Genomic DNA, 17860 nt, shown 5'->3' on the forward strand with positions numbered 1-17860 from the left:
TGGTGACAACGGCCATTGCTCGGAATATCCGGGGGCGCCGACACCCTCACCCACGACAGTGGCGAAGACCACATCGCCGACGCCGCCGGGTTCACATGTCCTGGTGCCGCCCGGATTCGCCGGTCATCGCCGCCCTCGAACACGACATCGCAGGTCGGCGTGTCCGCACCGTACTCGCGCGTACGGTAACGATCCGCAACAATCGACCGCGGGTTCGCCACCGGCGTCCCACTCCGCCGAACCGAGACACTCGACGCAGCGACGGTGCTACCGTCCGCCCCGAGTGCTGTGCGACCACCACGGTCCATCGGCCTGACGACGAAGAGAAGGGAGTCGGTGATGTTCGCTCGCATTGCCATCGTGAACCGAGGCGAAGCCGCCATGCGACTCATCCACGCCGTCCGCGGCCTGTCCGCCGAAACCGGACAGCCCATCGAGGTGGTCGCCCTGCACACCGATGTCGACAGCAACGCGACCTTCGTGCGCGAAGCCGACATCACCTACGACCTGGGCCCGGCGGCCGCACGCCCCTACCTGAACATGGACCTCCTCGAACGAGCTCTCCTCGAGACCGGCGCCGACGCGGCGTGGGTCGGCTGGGGCTTCGTCGCCGAGGACCCGGTCTTCGCCGAGCTCTGCGACCGCATCGGCGTGACCTTCGTCGGGCCGTCGGCCGAGGCGATGCGCAAACTGGGCGACAAGATCGGCGCCAAGCTCATCGCCGAAGAGGTCGGCGTCCCCGTCGCCCCGTGGAGCCGTGGTGGCGTCGACACCATCGACGAAGCCGTCGCGGCGGCCAAGGACATCGGATACCCGCTGATGCTCAAGGCGACCGCCGGCGGTGGCGGTCGAGGCATCCGCAAGGTCTCCGACGACGCCGAACTCCGCGACGCCTACGAGCGCACCCGCGACGAGGCCGCCCGCGCCTTCGGCAGCGGCGTGGTCTTCCTCGAGCGTCTGGTGACCGGCGCCCGCCACGTCGAGGTCCAGGTGATCGCCGACGGGCAGGGCACCGCATGGGCACTCGGCGTCCGCGACTGCTCGGTGCAGCGACGCAACCAGAAGATCATCGAGGAATCCGCCTCACCTGTGCTCGCACCCGAGCAGGTCCTCGAGCTCAAGACCTCCGCCGAACGGCTGGCGGTGGCCGTCGGCTACCGCGGCGCGGCCACCGTCGAATTCCTCTATCACCCGGGCGAGAAGCTGTTCGCCTTCCTGGAGGTCAACACCCGCCTGCAGGTGGAGCACCCGATCACCGAGGTCACCACCGGCTTCGACCTGGTACGCGCACAGTTGCGGGTCGCCTCCGGTGAACGTCTCGAGGGTGAACCGCCGGCCGAACGCGGCCACGCCATCGAGGCCCGGCTCAACGCCGAGGATCCCGACCGCGACTTCGCACCCGCCCCCGGCCGGATCGCCCGTCTCGATCTCCCCGCCGGTCCCGGCATCCGCGTCGACACCGGCGTCAGCGAGGGCGACACCATCCCCGCCGACTTCGACTCGATGATCGCCAAGATCATCGCCTACGGCCGCGACCGCGACGAGGCACTGGGCCGCCTGCGCCGCGCGATGGCCCAGACCCGCGTCATCATCGAGGGTGGCGCGACCAACAAGAGTTTCGTTCTCGAACTGCTCAACCAGCCCGAGGTGATCGACGGCAGCGCCGACACCGGCTGGATCGACCGGGTCCGCACCGAGGGCCGCCTCATAGCGTCCCGCCATTCCGCGGTCGCCCTGGCCGCCGCGGCCATCGACGCCTACGAGGAAGAGGAATCCCTCGAACGTCAGCGGCTGCTGTCCACCGCATCCGGTGGTCGGCCGCAGGTCCAGCACGACAGTGGCCGCCCGTTGGACCTGAAGCTGCGCGGCGTCGGTTACCGCGTCCGCGTGGCGCGCATCGGTGCCCATCGCTTCCGCGTCGGCATCGAGGCCGGCACGGAGTCGCGCACCGCCGACGTCGATCTCGAACGCTTCGACGCGCACGCCGCGCAGATCGTCCTCAACGGGGTCCGCTACCGCCTCGTCACCGACACCCACGGACCGATCCACCTCGTCGACGTCGACGGCGTGACCCACCGCGTCAGCCGCGACGAGGGCGGCGTGGTCCGATCGCCCGCACCCGCACTCGTCGTCGCCACCCCGCTGGAGGTCGGCGCCGAGGTGGAGGCCGGAGCTCCCGTCCTGGTGCTGGAGAGCATGAAGATGGAGACCGTGCTGCGGGCACCGATGCGGTCGCGGCTCAAGGAATGCCTGGTGTCGGTCGGTACGCAGGTGGAGACCGGTGTCCCGCTGCTGCGCCTGGAACCGCTCACCGACGACGAGGAAGAGGATTCGGTCGAGGCGGCCGAGGCCGCCGTCGACATCGAGTTGCCGGAAGGGCCCGCCGACCTGTCGGCGGAGGTCCGCACCGCTCGCGGGCTCGAGGATCTGCGCAGCCTGCTGCTCGGCTACGACGTCGACCCGCACGACCGTACCCGCCTGCTCGACGACTACCGCTCGGCCCGGCGCGAGGCGATCGAGGACGCGCGCCGTCCCATCGCCGACGAACTCGAGCTGATCACCGTGTTCTCCGATCTGGCCCGCCTGAGCCAGAACCGCCCGTCGGGTGAGGGGATCGGCGACGAACGCGTGCACAGCGCGCGGGAGAGCTTCCACACCTACCTGCAGAGCCTCGACGCCGAACGCGACGGGCTGCCCGAGGCCTTCCACGCCGCGCTGCGTCGCGCACTGGTGCACTACGGCATCGACGATCTGGAACGCACGCCGGAACTCGAGGCCGCGGTGTTCCGCATCTTCCTCGCCCTGCAGCGTCCCTCGGATTCGGTCACCGTCATCACCGCGCTGCTGCGGCAGTGGCTGAGCGAACCCGCGCCCCGCGACGAGCTCAGCGACACCGTCGGCGCGGCTCTGGACCGGCTGGTCGCCGCATCCAAGGTGCGCTTCCCGGCGATCGCCGACCTCGCCCGCGGAGTCGTCTACGCCTGGTACGGCCAGCCGTTGCTGCTGCGCAGCCGCGCGCGGGTGAACAACACCGTCCGCGATCAGTTGCGATACCTCGACACCAACCCCGACGCGGCCGATCGTGCCGAGCGGATCGCCGAGATGGTCGGCAGCACCGAACCCCTGGTCCGCCTGCTCGGTCAGCAGATGACCCGCGGCAAGGACGACAACTCCGTCCTGCTCGAGGTGCTCACCCGCCGGTACTACGGCAACAAGGGCCTGACCAACATTCGCGTCCAGCAGACCGGCGCGGCCGGCTTCGTGGTCGCCGAACGTGCCGGCTCGAGCCTCATCTCGACCGCCGTCGGATTCGACGAACTGGGCGGCGCGCTGGCCGGTTTGACGGACATCGCCCGCGACAGCGTCTCCGTCGACGCCGACATCTACCTCCGGTGGGAGCAACGACCCGACGACTTCGACGCCATGGCGAGCGCCCTGGAGGAGGTCATCGCCGGCAGCGGGTTGCCGCCCCAGGTCCACCGCGTCACGACCACGGTCGCCGGCATCGACGGTGCCCGGATGCACCATCACTTCACCTTCCGCCCCTCGGCCACCGGCATGTCCGAGGAGCGCCTGATCCGCGGCCTGCATCCCTACATCGCCCAGCGCATGCAGATGGAGCGGTGGCGCAAGTTCGATCTCACCCGTGTCGCATCGGCCGACGACGAGGAGATCTACCTGTATCGCGCTGTCGCCAAGGACAATCCGTCCGACGACCGGCTCGTCGCCTTCGCGCAGGTGCGCGACCTCACCGAGTTGCGCGACGACGAGGGCCACCTGCTCACGCTGCCGTCGGCCGAGGCCACCCTCGCCTCGTGTGTGGACTCGTTGCGACGGGCCCTGCGCGGCGCAGGCAGGAGCGCCGACACCAACCGCATCATCATGTACATCTGGCCGCCCATCGAGGCCGGCGACGACACCTTCCGGGTGATCGCCGACTACATCCGGGCGACCACCGTCGGCGTGGGACTCGAGGAGGTCCTGCTGATCGGGCGTCGTCGCGACGAGCAGACCGGCGAACTGTCCAAGGTCGCGGTGCGTCTGTCGGTCAACGCCACCGGCGGATTCGACGTCGTGGTGGGCGAACCCACCGACGAGCCGATCGCACCGGTCGACGCCTACCGTCAGAAGGTGCTGCGGGCCGCCAAGCGCAACACGGTGTACCCGTACGAACTGGCCGCGATGCTCGGCGACTTCGCCGAGTACGATCTCGACGCCGAGCAGACCCTGGTGCCGGTCGACCGGCCCGCGGGCCGCAACACCGCCGCGATGGTCGCCGGTGTCATCACCACCACGAGCGAGAAGTACCCCGAGGGGATCACCCGCGTCATCCTTCTCGGTGACCCAACCAAATCCCTTGGCGCACTGTCGGAACCGGAGTGCGCGCGAGTCATCGCGGCGCTCGATCTGGCCGAGCGGATGCAGGTCCCGCTGGAGTGGTTCGCCCTCTCGTCGGGTGCCCGGATCTCGATGGAGTCCGGCACCGAGAACATGGACTGGGTGGCCCGGGCGCTCAAGCGCGTCGTCGAGTTCACCCAGGACGGCGGCGAGATCAACATCGTCGTCGCCGGCATCAACGTCGGCGCCCAGCCGTACTGGAACGCCGAGGCGACCATGCTGATGCACACCAAGGGCATCCTGGTGATGACGCCGGATTCGGCGATGGTGCTCACCGGCAAGCAGTCACTGGACTTCTCCGGTGGCGTCTCGGCCGAGGACAACTTCGGCATCGGCGGTTACGACCGTGTGATGGGTCCCAACGGGCAGGCCCAGTACTGGGTACCCAACCTGACCGCGGCACGCGACCTGTTGATGTCGCATTACGACCACACCTACGTGGTTCCGGGGGAAGCCACACCGCGTCGGGCCATCACCGGCGACCCGATCGATCGCGACGTGTCGGATTATCCGCATGTCCTGGCCGGCAGCGACTTCACCACGGTCGGTCAGATCTTCTCCCCGCTGACCAACCCGGATCGCAAGAAGCCGTTCGACATTCGTACCGTGATGCGGGCCCTCGCCGATCAGGACCATGCGGTCCTCGAACGCTGGGCCGGCATGGCCGACGCCGAGACCGCCGTCGTGTGCGACGTGCACCTCGGCGGAATCCCGGTGTGCCTCTTGGGTATCGAGTCCCGCGAGGTGCAGCGTCGCGGATACACACCCACCGACGGACCCGACACCTACACCGCGGGCACCTTGTTCCCGCAGTCGTCGAAGAAGGCGGCCCGCGCGATCAACGTGGCCAGCGGCAACCGTCCGCTGGTGGTCCTGGCGAACCTGTCCGGATTCGACGGCTCGCCCGAGTCGCTGCGCAAACTGCAGTTGGAGTACGGGGCCGAGATCGGTCGCGCGATCGTGAACTTCAAGGGCCCCATCGTGTTCTGCGTGATCTCGCGCTATCACGGCGGCGCGTTCGTGGTGTTCTCCAAGGCCCTCAACCCGAACATGACGGTCCTGGCGATCGAGGGGTCGTTCGCCTCGGTGCTCGGCGGAGCTCCCGCCGCCGCGGTGGTCTTCGCCGGCGAGGTGGCCAAGCGCACCGCGTCCGATCCGCGGGTCCGTGATCTCGAGGCCCGCGTGGCCGAGGCATCCGGCACCGACCGGACCAACCTCGGGGCGGAACTCACCGACATCCGGCAGTCGGTACGGGCGGAGAAGATCAGCGAACTCGCCGCGGAGTTCGACTCGGTGCACAGCATCCAGCGCGCCGTCGAGGTCGGCTCGGTGGACGCGGTGATCAAGGCCGCCGAACTGCGGCCGCAGATCATCGGCGCCATCAACGGCAGCACCGCCTGGTCGAACCAGAACACCCAGGTGGGCGTCTCGTAACGCATCGCCCCACCGGACCGCCCCGCACCGATCGGCACGATCGCTGCGGGGCGGTCCCGTCTGTACCCGCATTGACAGCACCCGCCCCAACGTTGACAGCGCTCACCACTCCGTTGACAGCGCCCGCCCCGTCGTTGACAGCGCTCACCACTCCGTTGACAGCGCCCGACATCACCTCCAAAACGCGCAAAGACACAGATCTACGATCTAGTCTCAACCCATGCACTGTGTGATTGTGGGCGGGGGACTGGCCGGACTGGCCTCGGCGGTCTGGCTGACCGAGGCCGGACATCGGGTGACGCTGCTCGAGCGTCGCGGATCGTTGGGTGGGCGCACCATCGCGATGCCGGTGGCCGCGGTCGACGATGTACCCGACAACGGACAGCACGTGTTCGCCAGCGGCTACGAGCATCTGATGCGCTACCTCGACAGCGTCGGCACCCGGCAGTATGTGGAGTTCCCCGGCCAGATGACCATTCGGATGCCGGGTGGTGCGACGCGGCGTTCGGCCTTCGCCGGCATCGCCGGGGCACGGGCCGCGCTCGGCGACCTGCCCGGGGTGACCGGCCTCGACCGCCTCCGCACGATGCGAGCCCAGACCACACTGATCCGTCACGTCCTGCGCCAACCCGACTGGCTCGACGACATCACCGCCGACGAGTGGTTTCGGCGCATCGGCATGCCCCAGTCGGCGCGCGACGCCCTGTGGGATGGCATCGTCATCGGCCTGACCGGTGACAAACCCGAGATCTCCTCGGCCAAGGTCCCCGCCGATCTGCTGGTGACCGGAATCCGACAGGCACGCAAGACCCGCACCCCGATCTCCATCGGGTATCCGACCGTGGACCTCGACACCCTGTTCATCGACGGTGCGCAGAAAGTGTTCGCCGACAACGGCGTCGAGGTCCGCCACCGCGCGGTGGCCGCGTCGATCGATGTCGCCGACGGGGCGGTCGCCGGGGTGACACTGACCGACGGGGAACACATCGCGGCCGACGCCGTCATCTGCGCCGTCCCCGTGTGGAACATTCGCGGGCTGCTCGACAAGGTTCCCGGGCATGAGCAGATCTATGCCGCGGCAGAGCAGCTCACACCGGTACCGATCGTCAGCGTCAACCTCTACCTCGACCGGCCGATCGGCATGACGGATTGGGGCGAGATCCTGCTCGGCGGCGAAGGCGTCCTCGAACAGGTGTGGGACCGACAACGCATGCACGGCCGCAATCCGCAACGCGCACACCTGTATTCGACGACGGTGTCGGCGGCCTACAATCTCACGACGAAGTCCAATGCGGCGATCACCGACATCCAGATGCAGATGTTGCGCCGGTACTTCCCCGAGGCGGAGGACGCGCAGGTGATTCACAGCCACGTCGTGCGCATGCCGAAATCCACCTTCGCCCAACGACCCGGGACCGCCGGGATCCGGCCGGATCAGCGCACCGCGGTGCGGGGACTGGCACTGGCGGGGGACTGGACTCGCACCGATTGGACCACCACCATGGAAGGTGCGTGTCAGAGTGCGGCGCGTGCGGTCGAGGTGATCCTGCAGAGCAGCAAGGGAGATCGAGGATGAGTCATCAGGTCGCGGGTGCACGCGATGTCCGGTCCGAGGACGCCTTCGACACCGATCGGGTCGCGGAATGGTTGCGTACCCACGCGTCCGACCCGACGGGACTCGACCACACACCGGAGGTCAAGCAATTCTCCGGCGGCGCATCGAATCTCACGTTTCTACTGACCTACCCCGACCGTGAACTGATCCTGCGTCACGGACCCCGCGGCACCAAGGCCCGCGGCGCCCACGACATGAGCCGCGAATACCGCATCCAGTCGAAACTGGCTGCGGTGCTGCCCTACATCGCACCGATGGTCGCCTTCTGCGACGACGAGGAGATCCTCGGCGCCGACTTCTACGTGATGGGCAAGATCGACGGCGTCATCCCGGGAAAGGAATGGCCGGCCGACGTCCCCCTGTCCGCCGAGCAGGCCTGGGCGTTGTGCCTGAACTTCATCGACGTTCTGGTCGAACTGCATTCGGTCGACCCCGAACGCGCCGGACTCGCCGATCTCGGCAAGGGCGCCGGGTATGTGCGCCGACAGGTGGAGGGATGGTCGACGCGGTTCCGCAACGCGCGCACCGACGACGTCCCGGACTACGAGGCGGCCATGGCGTGGCTGGCCGACAACCAACCCGATGACGTCGCCAACTGCGTCATCCACAACGACTACAAGCTCGACAACGTGGTGCTCGCCGACGACGACGTGACCCGGGTGATCGGCATCCTCGACTGGGAGATGGCCACTCTCGGTGATCCGCTGATGGATGTCGCCGGTTCGATGGCGTACTGGGTCCAGGCCGACGACGACGATCAGATGCAGATGATGCGGCGGGTTCCGACGCATCTGCCGGGTATGATCACCCGCGCCGAGTTCGTCGACATCTATTGCGAACGAATGGGTTTCGCGATGTCACCGGAGCGGTGGCGCTGGTATGAGGCGTTCGGGTACTTCCGCCAGGCCGTGATCGCGCAGCAGATCTACTACCGCTACTACCACGGGCAGACCACCAACGCGGCCTTCAAACTGTTGGGGCACGCGGTCGGTATGGTCGAGCAACGCATCACGGCCGTGACGGGATCCTGATCGCACTCACCTCGTCGGACGACATCGCGTCGCCGCGGCGGAGGCTCATTCACCTCAACCGGTCTACTCTTCCGCTGCCGCGCAATAGAAGCCACCCCAGTAAAAGCCACCCAGGAGAAGTAACCCAGAAGAAGACGCTCAGCGGCCCGACGTGAAGAAGTCGTAGGCCGATTCGGCGTGCTGCGCATCGTCGATTCCGTCCACCTCGTGCTGACGGTCCGCGCGCAGTCCGATGGTGTACTTGAGCGCCAGCCCGATCACCCCGGTCACCACGACGGCATACGCGAACACCGCGACCACCGCCACCGCCTGCCGCCACAGTTGATCCACCCCGCCGCCGTAGAACAGGCCGTCCACGCCGGCCGGCGCGGTCGACGACGCCACCAGTCCGATCATCAGCATGCCGACGACACCACTGACGAAGTGCACGCCGACGACGTCGAGCGAATCATCGTAGCGCCAGCGGAATTTCAATTCGATCGCATACGAGCTCACCGCGCCGGCCACCGCCCCCACGGCCAGCGCGCCGACCGGCGTGACCGCCGAACAGGAGGGGGTGATCGCCACGAGACCGGCGACCACACCGGACGCGGCGCCGAAGGAGGTCGGCCGACCGTGCCGGACCTGTTCGACGACCAGCCATGACACCATCGACGCCGCGCCCGCGCCGAGGGTGTTGACGGCGACGATCGCTGCCGCACCGTTGGCCTCGAGGACCGAACCGGCGTTGAAGCCGAACCATCCGAACCACAACAGTCCGGCGCCCAGCATGACGAATGGCAGATTGTGTGGTCGCATCGGGTCTTTCGGCCATCCCCGCCGGCGGCCGAGGAGCAAGGCGAGGACGAGCGCGGAGGCACCCGAGTTGATCTCGACCGCGGTTCCGCCGGCGAAGTCGATCGCCTTGAGGTGCGACACGATCCAGCCACCGTGTTCCTCGGTGAGGCCGGGTGCGCTGAACACCCAGTGCGCGATCGGGATGTAGACCACCACCGACCACACCGCGGCGAAGAGCAACCACGCGACGAACCGCATGCGATCGGCGACAGCACCGGCGATCAGCGCGACGGTCACCATCGCGAAACCGGCCTGGAACGCGACGAATAGGATCGCGGGAATCGTTCCGACGAGCGGTATCTCGCCGTCGGCGTTGGCGCCGAAGGTGTGTTCCAGGCCGGGGAAGGAGGCGAAGCTGCCGATCAGTCCGTCGTGGTCGGTACCGAACGCCAACGAGTACCCGATGACCACCCAGATGATCCACACGATGGGGATGGCCGACAGGCACATCATCATCATGTTGAGCACGCTCTTGGATCGCACCATGCCGCCGTAGAACAGCGCGAGGGCCGGTGTCATCAGCAGGACGAGCGCAAACGCCACCAGCATCCAGGCGGTGTCCGCACCATCGGGGATTCCGTATGTCGGGAACATCGACACCCTTCGTCGTAGGAGAGTGTCGGAAGTCTAACGGCTTGCCGCGACCGCAGCCGAGGCGAACTTCCCTGCCGCACAGGCGAACCCGACGAATCGGGCATATCGCCCACGAGACACTCTCCGCCCGGCCGGGATGCTCAATCGGGATCGACGAACCGGGCTGGGCGACGGGCCATCCCGGCGGCCACCGCCTCGAGCTGATTCGGTGAGCCCATCAGCCCGACCTGCAGCTCGCTTTCGAGCAGGAGGGCCGCGGCCGGGTCGTTGCCGGTCCAGGTGCGTTCGTACAACTGCTTCGCGGCGCGGACGGCGTGGGGTGATTTCGCCGCGATCTCGTGGGCGAGGGTCAGCGCCGCGTCGAGGGGATCGTCGGACACCCCGGTGACCAACCCCAGTCGGTGCGCCTCGGTACCGGACAGGATGCGGCCGGTGAAGGTCAACTCCTTGGCCACGTCCAGCGGAACGAGGCGGGGAAGGGTCGCGGTGATGCCCATGTCCGGCACGAGTCCCCACTTGATCTCCATGATCGACAACCGGGCGTCGGGCGCCGCGTAGCGGATGTCGGCGCCGAGCGCGATCTGCAGTCCACCGCCGAAACAGTTCCCGGTGATCGCCGCGATGACCGGCGCCGGCACCCGCGCCCAGTCCACCGCAACCCGTTGCGGCCGGTTGGCCACCTGTCCGCCCTCACGCTCCAGCAGCGAGCGCCCCAGACCCGAACCGCCCAGGTCCGAACCACCCAGGGTGGAGACGTCGAGGCCGGAGCAGAAGCTCTTGCCGTCGCCGTGGATCACCACGGCACGAACGGCGTTGTCGGAGGCCATCGTTGCCGCCGCATCGACGAGAGCGTCGAACATGGCGTCGTCGAGGGCGTTGTGCTTCTCGGCTCTATTGAGGGTGAGAACGGCGACTCCCGCCTCGTCGACGGTGCTGCGGATTCGGGGTGTGTCCATCGGGCATGCCTCTCGATTGATTCCGTCCACGACTATCACGGGACACGTGGGGACGTCACCGAACTACCATGTCTGCCAGAGATCGCCGCATCGAACGACGGTGCGACGCGAGGTCGTCGGCACGAAGGGTGGGGGCAATGAACTTCCCCGGCAAATGGGACGGTGCCGCTCTGCGACGGATCGCTGCCGCACGCGAGCTCCTGATCTCGACGCCCCGCGCGGACGGCACCATGCGCACCGACGTCCCCATCTGGGTGGTCGAGGTCGACGGCTCGGTGTTCGTGCGGACGTGGCATCGGCGCGACACCGGCTGGTTCGGGGCCGCCGTGCGGACCGGCACGGCCCTGCTCCGCATCGCCGACTGGGAGCGGGAGGTGGCCGTCGCCGATGTGGGCGCCGCCGATGCCGGGACACGGACCGCCGTCGATGCGGCCTACCGGAGCAAGTACGGGGTGTCCGACGATCCCACGGTCAGCGGAATGGTCACCGATGACGCTGCGGCGTCGACGCTCCGGTTGTCACCGCCGCCATCAGGCGACCCCGCCCACCACGGAGGGCAGTGACCATGCCCGAGGACGAACCGGTTTTCCACCTGCCGCCGGACCTGGTCCTGCTCGGCCCGCTCGCCCGATTCGGGCCGGGCGATGATCCCGAGACCGTCGCCGGTCCCGGTGCACCATCGGCGACATCCTTCGCCCGGCTCGGTGGTTGGCAGTCGATGTATCACGCACGCATCGGCCCGTCCGCGACCACCGCGGTGGCCGAGCCCGCGGTGGCCCGCGGGCGACCCTCGACCCCGGCCGCGCGCGAACCCGCCGCCGGACCCCACGTCGACGTCACCGTCGGTGAAGGGCAGAGTGCGGCCGTGCTGATCGACGACGGTGGCGTTCTGCGCTGGATCACCCCGTCCAACGGCGACGGCGCCTCACGCACCCTGACCTTCGAGCTACCGGCCCCACGTGCACGCACCGCATCGGCAGGATCGGCCACCACGGTGGGGCGCGCATCGGAAGTGCTGTCGTGCTCCGTCTTCCGGTTCCCGCTGAGCTCGGCGATCGGCGGTGTCGTGACGATCGCCGAGTCGTTGTTCACCAGAACCCGCCTGGTGCACGTCAACTCGGCACACGATCCCGATTGGCCGACACTGGGGAAGGTACCGCCACCACCAGACGGTCAACCGACCCGAATCCTGCTGCTGGTCCACGGAATCTTCGTGACGACGCGGTTCACCTTCCGCTCGCTCACCGAATTCGACGCGGGCACAGCCTTTCTGAATGACTGCATGTCCCGCTACCACCTGGTGCTCGGCTTCGATCACCGCACTCTCAGCGTGGACCCGAAGGTCAATGCCGTGGAATTGCTGGCCGCCCTCAGGGACTCGGGTACGAGGACATCGTCCTGGACGTGATCGCCCACAGCCGCGGGTCGTTGGTGACCCGGAGCCTGTTGGAGAGCGTGGCGACACCTGCGGACCGCGTCCGGGTTCGCACGCTCATCATGGTCGGCGGCCCGAATGCCGGTACGCCACTGGGCAATCCCGACTGGTGGCGGCTGCTCATCGATCTGTTCACCAACCTCGTCGCCGGCCACGGTTTCAGCGTGGGCCCCAGCACCGCAACCGGCCACCCACCGGCGGACGACGCACCCGACGGATGTCGTCCGATCGCCGAGATGATCAAGGCCGTCGTCAGTGCCGGTAACTCAGGCCCCGCCATCCCGGGCCTTGCGGCGATGGCCCCCGACAGCCCCTACCTCGCCGAGCTGAACGGCCCGTCCGCGTCGACCGGCGCCACGCTGTTCTCCGTCACCACGGATTTCGAACCATTCCAAGCGGATCCACCGTTCTCGGGGCCCGAACTCGCGTTCTGGACCGCCCTCGACACCCTCGCCGACGCCGCCTTCACGAGCCGCGACGTCGGAGAGACCAACGACCTCGCTGTCGGTGTGCGATCGATGAGCATGGTGGACAACACCCCGCTGCCGGAGACCTTCCATCTGCCGCCGATCACCGGCATCAACCACCTCACCTACTTCGCCGACGCCGACGTCGTCGCGCGACTGCGTTCGTGGTTGGAACGCGACACCCACTGAGTCGGCACATCCCACCCACATCGCCGATGCCGTGGCGATACCATGGGCCATGCCGTATACCCTCGCCGAGGGCATGGTGTTCACCACACCGGAACCCCTCGGCGTCACCGACACCCTGCTGGCCGACTTCGCCGAGGTTGTCGGCCACGGCACGGCACCGTCGGGGATGCCGGTCATCCATCAGATCATGGCGATCCTCGCGCGAGAGGCGATAGTGGCGGGCGCGGTCCCGGCCGACGGCCTCGTCCTCACCGCGGAATCGCTTCGGGTACACCGTCCACCACGCTCCGGCGACGTTCTCGGCGGGCGCCTGACCATCGAGTCGGTGCGGCGGCGGGCCGGCGCCGTCTCGACCCGGGTGCGCGGCGAGATCCTTGCCGCCACCGCGGAGACGATCGCGGAATCGTTGGCCACCTTGACCTTCCGTGACGACGACGATGGGGCCGGCCGATGACGGGGGACACCACGACGCCCGAACCCTCCGACGCGGAGCCGCTGTGGGAGGCGATCGAGCCCATCACCCGGGACCGGGTGGCCCGCTACGCGGAGGTCTCCGGCGATGGCAACGCGATCCACCTGTCCGACGACGCGGCCCGTGCGGCGGGGCTACCCGCACCCATCGCACACGGCTACCTCATCCTGGCCATCGTGATGCGTCACGCGGAGCGGTGGGCTGCCGACCACGGCGCCCGGATCACCGGATGCGACACGCGCTTTGTCCGACCGGTGTATCTCGGAGATGCCCCGGTGGAGCTGCACCTCACCGGCCACCGGAAGAGTCCCGGGCTCATCGCCGCGTCCGCCACGGTGGCCGATACGGACGGACGGGCGCAGGCGATCCTGCGTCCGATCAGGATCGCCTACGAGCCGTCCGGCCGTTGATCGGTCACAAGTGCGTGACCGAGAGCCCGCCGTCGTGGAACTGCGACCGCAGACGCTTCTTGTCGAATTTGCCGACGCTGGTCTTGGGCACCTCGTTGACGAGGGTCCACTGCTCCGGCAGCTGCCACTTGGCGACCTTGTCGGACAAGAACTCTCGCAACGAGTCGGGGGTGGCGTCGGAACCCTCGCGCAGCACGACGGCCACCAGCGGCCGCTCGTCCCATTTGGGATCGGGCACGCCGATGACGGCCGCCTCGATGACGTCGGGATGACCCATGACCGCGTTCTCCAGATCCACCGACGAGATCCACTCGCCGCCGGACTTGATGATGTCCTTGGTGCGGTCGGTGAGGGTGAGGTAGCCGTCGGGGGTGATGGTGCCGACGTCGCCGGTGCGCAACCAGCCGTCCTGGAACTTCTCCGGCGCATCCACGCCGTAGTAGGAGCCGGTGATCCACGGTCCGCGCACCTCGAGCTCGCCGATGCTCTTGCCGTCACTGGGTACCGGCTCACCGAGGTCGTCGACGAGACGTGCCTGCACCGAGGCGGGGAACCGTCCCTGGGTGTAGCGGTAGGCCCAGCGTTCCTTGCCCTCGCTGCCGGCCGGCGGCCGGGCCACCGACCCGAGCGGTGAGGTCTCGGTCATACCCCAGGCGTGCAGCACCTGAACGCCGTGATCCTCCTCGAAGGTGTGCATGAGCGACGGCGGCACGGCCGAACCGCCGATGAGGACGTCGTGCATGCAGGAGATGTCCTGCGGATGCTGCTCCAGGTATTGGTGCAGGCCCTGCCAGATCGTCGGAACGGCTGCGGCGAACGTCGGCTGCTCCGCGGCGATCAGCGCGGCCAGCGGCTCGGGCTGCAGGAAACGATCCGGCATGATCAGCGACGCGCCGATCATGAACGCCGCGTACGGCAACCCCCACGACATCGCGTGGAACTGGGGGACCACCGCGAGGGCGCGGTCACCCTGCTTGAGGGCCGGACCGTCGGTCATGCACACCTGCATGGAGTGCAGGTAGATCGAACGATGGGAGTACGCAACACCTTTCGGGTCGCCCGTGGTCCCGGAGGTGTAGCACATCGCGGCCGCCGAACGTTCGTCGACCTCGGGCCAGTCGAAGTCGGTCGGCTGGTCGGCGATCAGCGCCTCATACGAGTGGATCTGCACTCCCTCGGGTGCGTCGACGCCGTCCGTGGAATCACCGGTGACGATGATGTGCTTGACGGTGGTCAGCTGCGACAGTTGCGGATTGAGCAGCGGTAGCAGCGTCGGGTCGACGATGACGACGTGATCCTCGGCGTGATTGGCGACGTGGACCAGTTGCTCGGGGAACAGCCGGATGTTGAGCGTGTGCAGTACCGCCCCCATCGCCGGAACGGCCAGATAGGCCTCGAGGTGTTCGGCGTTGTTCCACATGAAGGTGGCGACCCGCTCGTCCCCGTTGACCCCGAGACCCCGCAGCGCGTGCGCCAGCGCAGCGCATCGGCGACCGACATCGGCGTAACTGCGGCGACGGGCCCCCTCACCGGTCCAGGTGACGACCTCGGCCGTCCCGTGCACGCTGCTTCCGTGACGGAGCAACTGGGCAATGGACAATGGGACGTCTTGCATGGTGCTCAACATCTGATCACTCCTCGATCCTCGATCCGCTCAACCGCATTCTCGCAAACGGCCATCACAGGGTCCCATCCGCCGCCCGACGACGAGGCCGAATCCTCCGAAACGGACATCGGGCGGGAGGTCGCACCGCACCCCGCGGTGATAGCGTGACGCATCCATCAACGGCGACCTCGGGGGAATCGATGAGCCATCCGACACCGGGCGAGCAACCGGACCGAGGGAATCCGGAATGGACCCCGACCCCGCCGGGTCAACCGATCCCGCCCGAGCCCGCTTGGCAGCCACCGGGATACGGTGTCGCACCGCCACCGCAGTTCGCCTGGCCGGAGGCCGCTGGTGGCGGATCGTCGGGCGGCGGTCCACCCGGTGGGAGCGGGAAGGCCCTGGCGGTCATCATCGGAGTCCTCGTTCTGGTCATTGCGGCGATCGTCGGGGTGGGTGTGGTCGCCGTCCACCTGTTCAGCGGTACGGGCGGGCACGCCGCACCGGCCGCGTCCTCGTCACCCGCCACCTCGGTCACGGTGAGTACACCGCCGCCCGTGACCGCCACACCGCCACCGGCGACGTGCCCGGGAGCGGTCACCACGGCGGCGACACCGACGGGATGGCAGCCCGTGGCCGGCAAGCGTGGTCTGTCCTACGACGTCCCGGGCAACTGGCAGGTGCTGGGCTGCGGCACCCTCGTCGGCTGGGAAAAGCGCTGCGACGACGGGCCGTTCGGCTACTGCGCGATCAGGACGATGGGTGGTGCGGCCGAGTTGGAGGTCCCGCGGTGCCCCAACAACTCGGCGGGCCTGTCCGGAACTCCGGCGGCCTCGAACACCGACGACATCACCACGGCGGTCACCGACGAGGCAGCGCTCGTCGCCGACATCTACAGCTCCGACTCCGGGGTGGTACCGACCGTCACGTTGAGCGAGCCGCGCCCATTCACCGTCTCGGGTGCACCGGCGGTTCAGATCGTCGCGACGGTCACCGGGATCGAGACCTCGTCGTGCGTGGGTCCGACCGCGATCCACAGCATGGTGGCGACCACGGTCCCCGGCCAGTCCGGCACCGTGCTCTTCGTCATCTCACTTCCGCAGGGTGGACCCGATGCCGCCGATCCGTCCCTGATCGACACGATGGTGGGCACGCTCCGTCGCAGCTCGTGATCGACCGTCGGTCCCTCAGGTCGTCCCGGGCAGTCGTGGTGGACGCCCCTGTTCGTGTCGTCCGGCATGGCCGGCCGCATCGGGTTCGGCCCCGTCCCGCGCAGCCCCACCCGGCGCATCGGAGCCCTGCCCATCTGAGCCCTGCCCATCGGAACCCGAAGACTCGGCCGGGTTGTCGAATGTCACGTCGATCGCCTGAAAACCCTTGCTGCGCTGGGCTCGAGCCTGCGCCGAGTAGGCTGCCTCGTCACCGGGCATCAGGATGACGTTGTCGGTGAACGGGGTCAGCAAGGATCGCGGATACAGTTTGTCGACCCACACCGTGTTGAGTTCCAGACAGATCACCACCATCACCGCGGTGATGTAGAGAAATGCGAGCAGACCCAGGACGACGGCGAAGACGCCGTTGATGGCACTGGCCCGGGCGATCACCCGCTGTACGTACACCGCGCCGAAGGTCTGCATCAGTTGCCATCCGAGTGCGGCGATGAGGGCTCCGGGCAGAACGTCGCGGACACTCACGTGCCGGGCGGTACCGAACCGGAACCCCACGACAAAGACCGCGGCGTAGAGGATCACCGGACCGATGACCGCCAGGAAAAGACCGCTCCCACCGAGGTCGAGAGTTGCGGTCACGCCGTTGAGCACGGTCAGGCCGATGACCGCGAGTCCGACCGTCGACAGCAGCATCGCACCTCGGATCCGCACTCGGATCGGATCGGGCCGATCGTTGCGTGGCACCGCCCAGATGACATTCATCGCATTCTGGATCGCCACCGACACCCCGAGCGCACCGTAGACGGCGCTCACCACACCGATGATCACCGCGGTGGCACTGCCACCGAGGTGCCCGGTGTCGCCGAGTTGATCACCGACCACCGGAATCTGCGACAGCGCCGAGTCGACGATGCGCGCCTGAAGTTCCGGATCGTCTTCGAGGACGAAGCCGAGGATGGAGGTGAAGACCAGCAGAAGTGGGAACAGCGAGATGAAGCCGTAGTAGGTGATCAGCGCGGCCAGGTACCCACCCTGATCGTCGAAGAACTTGTAGGCGACGCCCAGTGGGAACCCACTCCATGGGTGTCGACGCTGAAAACCGTCGACACGATCTGCCATCGACATCGACGCCACCTTCTCCTCGAACCGGGGTGGCCCCGGTGGCCGCGGCCCCTGCCATCCACGTGCGTGCTGGTCAACGCACTGCGGATTCTACGTGGCCACGGTCGGCCGTCGGCGGTGCCGCT

The 17860-nt window shown here is 68.0% G+C and carries 13 protein-coding genes; 9 read left to right on the top strand and 4 right to left on the bottom strand.

The window, feature by feature from the left end; all coding sequences use genetic code 11:
• The first annotated feature begins 339 nt into the window (after positions 1-339).
• The 3 genes from ABLE92_RS21680 (at position 340) to ABLE92_RS21690 (ending at position 8478) form a co-directional block, all read left to right on the top strand.
• Positions 340-5832 (top strand): ATP-binding protein, encoded by a 5493-nt coding sequence (locus tag ABLE92_RS21680; protein ID WP_348806866.1) that lies wholly within the window; start codon positions 340-342, stop codon positions 5830-5832.
• Between the two features lie 220 nt (positions 5833-6052).
• Positions 6053-7408 (top strand): hydroxysqualene dehydroxylase, encoded by a 1356-nt coding sequence (locus ABLE92_RS21685; protein ID WP_348806867.1) that lies wholly within the window; start codon positions 6053-6055, stop codon positions 7406-7408.
• The gene (locus ABLE92_RS21690) at positions 7405-8478 is read left to right on the top strand and encodes a phosphotransferase family protein (protein ID WP_348806868.1); all 1074 of its coding nucleotides are present in this window, start codon (positions 7405-7407) and stop codon (positions 8476-8478) included. The genes ABLE92_RS21685 and ABLE92_RS21690 overlap by 4 nt, the downstream gene beginning before the upstream one ends.
• A 138-nt stretch (positions 8479-8616) precedes the next feature.
• Here the strand turns inward: ABLE92_RS21690 and ABLE92_RS21695 are convergent, their stop codons facing one another.
• Entirely contained in the window at positions 8617-9909 is a 1293-nt protein-coding gene (locus ABLE92_RS21695) for an ammonium transporter (protein WP_348806869.1), read from the bottom strand.
• 140 nt (positions 9910-10049) lie between these two features.
• Complete coding sequence (locus ABLE92_RS21700) at positions 10050-10865, bottom strand: crotonase/enoyl-CoA hydratase family protein (RefSeq protein WP_348806870.1); 816 nt, start codon at positions 10863-10865, stop codon at positions 10050-10052.
• 137 nt (positions 10866-11002) lie between these two features.
• On the opposite strand from ABLE92_RS21700, the gene ABLE92_RS21705 reads away from it, so the two are divergent.
• Genes ABLE92_RS21705 through ABLE92_RS21725 form a run of 5 tightly spaced genes read left to right on the top strand, consistent with a single transcriptional unit; the run spans position 11003 to position 13838 of the window.
• Positions 11003-11428, top strand: a complete 426-nt coding sequence (locus ABLE92_RS21705) for a DUF2255 family protein (protein ID WP_348806871.1) — start codon at positions 11003-11005, stop codon at positions 11426-11428.
• A 2-nt stretch (positions 11429-11430) separates the two neighbouring features.
• Positions 11431-12273 (top strand): DUF7379 domain-containing protein, encoded by an 843-nt coding sequence (locus ABLE92_RS21710; protein WP_348806872.1) that lies wholly within the window; start codon positions 11431-11433, stop codon positions 12271-12273.
• Positions 12274-12296: 23 nt separating this feature from the next.
• The gene (locus ABLE92_RS21715) at positions 12297-12956 is read left to right on the top strand and encodes a DUF7379 domain-containing protein (RefSeq protein WP_496560837.1); all 660 of its coding nucleotides are present in this window, start codon (positions 12297-12299) and stop codon (positions 12954-12956) included.
• 49 nt (positions 12957-13005) lie between these two features.
• Positions 13006-13410, top strand: coding sequence for a hotdog family protein (locus ABLE92_RS21720; RefSeq protein ID WP_348806874.1), 405 nt, complete (start codon positions 13006-13008; stop codon positions 13408-13410).
• Complete coding sequence (locus ABLE92_RS21725; protein WP_348806875.1) at positions 13407-13838, top strand: MaoC family dehydratase; 432 nt, start codon at positions 13407-13409, stop codon at positions 13836-13838. The genes ABLE92_RS21720 and ABLE92_RS21725 overlap by 4 nt, the downstream gene beginning before the upstream one ends.
• A 4-nt stretch (positions 13839-13842) precedes the next feature.
• Here ABLE92_RS21725 and ABLE92_RS21730 read toward each other — a convergent pair whose 3' ends face one another.
• Positions 13843-15465: a long-chain fatty acid--CoA ligase gene (locus ABLE92_RS21730; RefSeq protein ID WP_348806876.1), complete on the bottom strand. Its 1623-nt coding sequence runs from the start codon at positions 15463-15465 to the stop codon at positions 13843-13845.
• 143 nt (positions 15466-15608) lie between these two features.
• Here ABLE92_RS21730 and ABLE92_RS21735 point away from each other — a divergent pair, with 143 nt between their 5' ends.
• Positions 15609-16616: a DUF8017 domain-containing protein gene (locus ABLE92_RS21735; RefSeq protein ID WP_348806877.1), complete on the top strand. Its 1008-nt coding sequence runs from the start codon at positions 15609-15611 to the stop codon at positions 16614-16616.
• A 15-nt stretch (positions 16617-16631) separates the two neighbouring features.
• Here ABLE92_RS21735 and ABLE92_RS21740 read toward each other — a convergent pair whose 3' ends face one another.
• Positions 16632-17738: a YihY/virulence factor BrkB family protein gene (locus tag ABLE92_RS21740; protein ID WP_348806878.1), complete on the bottom strand. Its 1107-nt coding sequence runs from the start codon at positions 17736-17738 to the stop codon at positions 16632-16634.
• Positions 17739-17860: the final 122 nt, after the last annotated feature.

This window comes from Gordonia oleivorans (genome assembly GCF_040044975.1).
Classification (GTDB): Bacteria; Actinomycetota; Actinomycetes; order Mycobacteriales; family Mycobacteriaceae; genus Gordonia; species Gordonia oleivorans.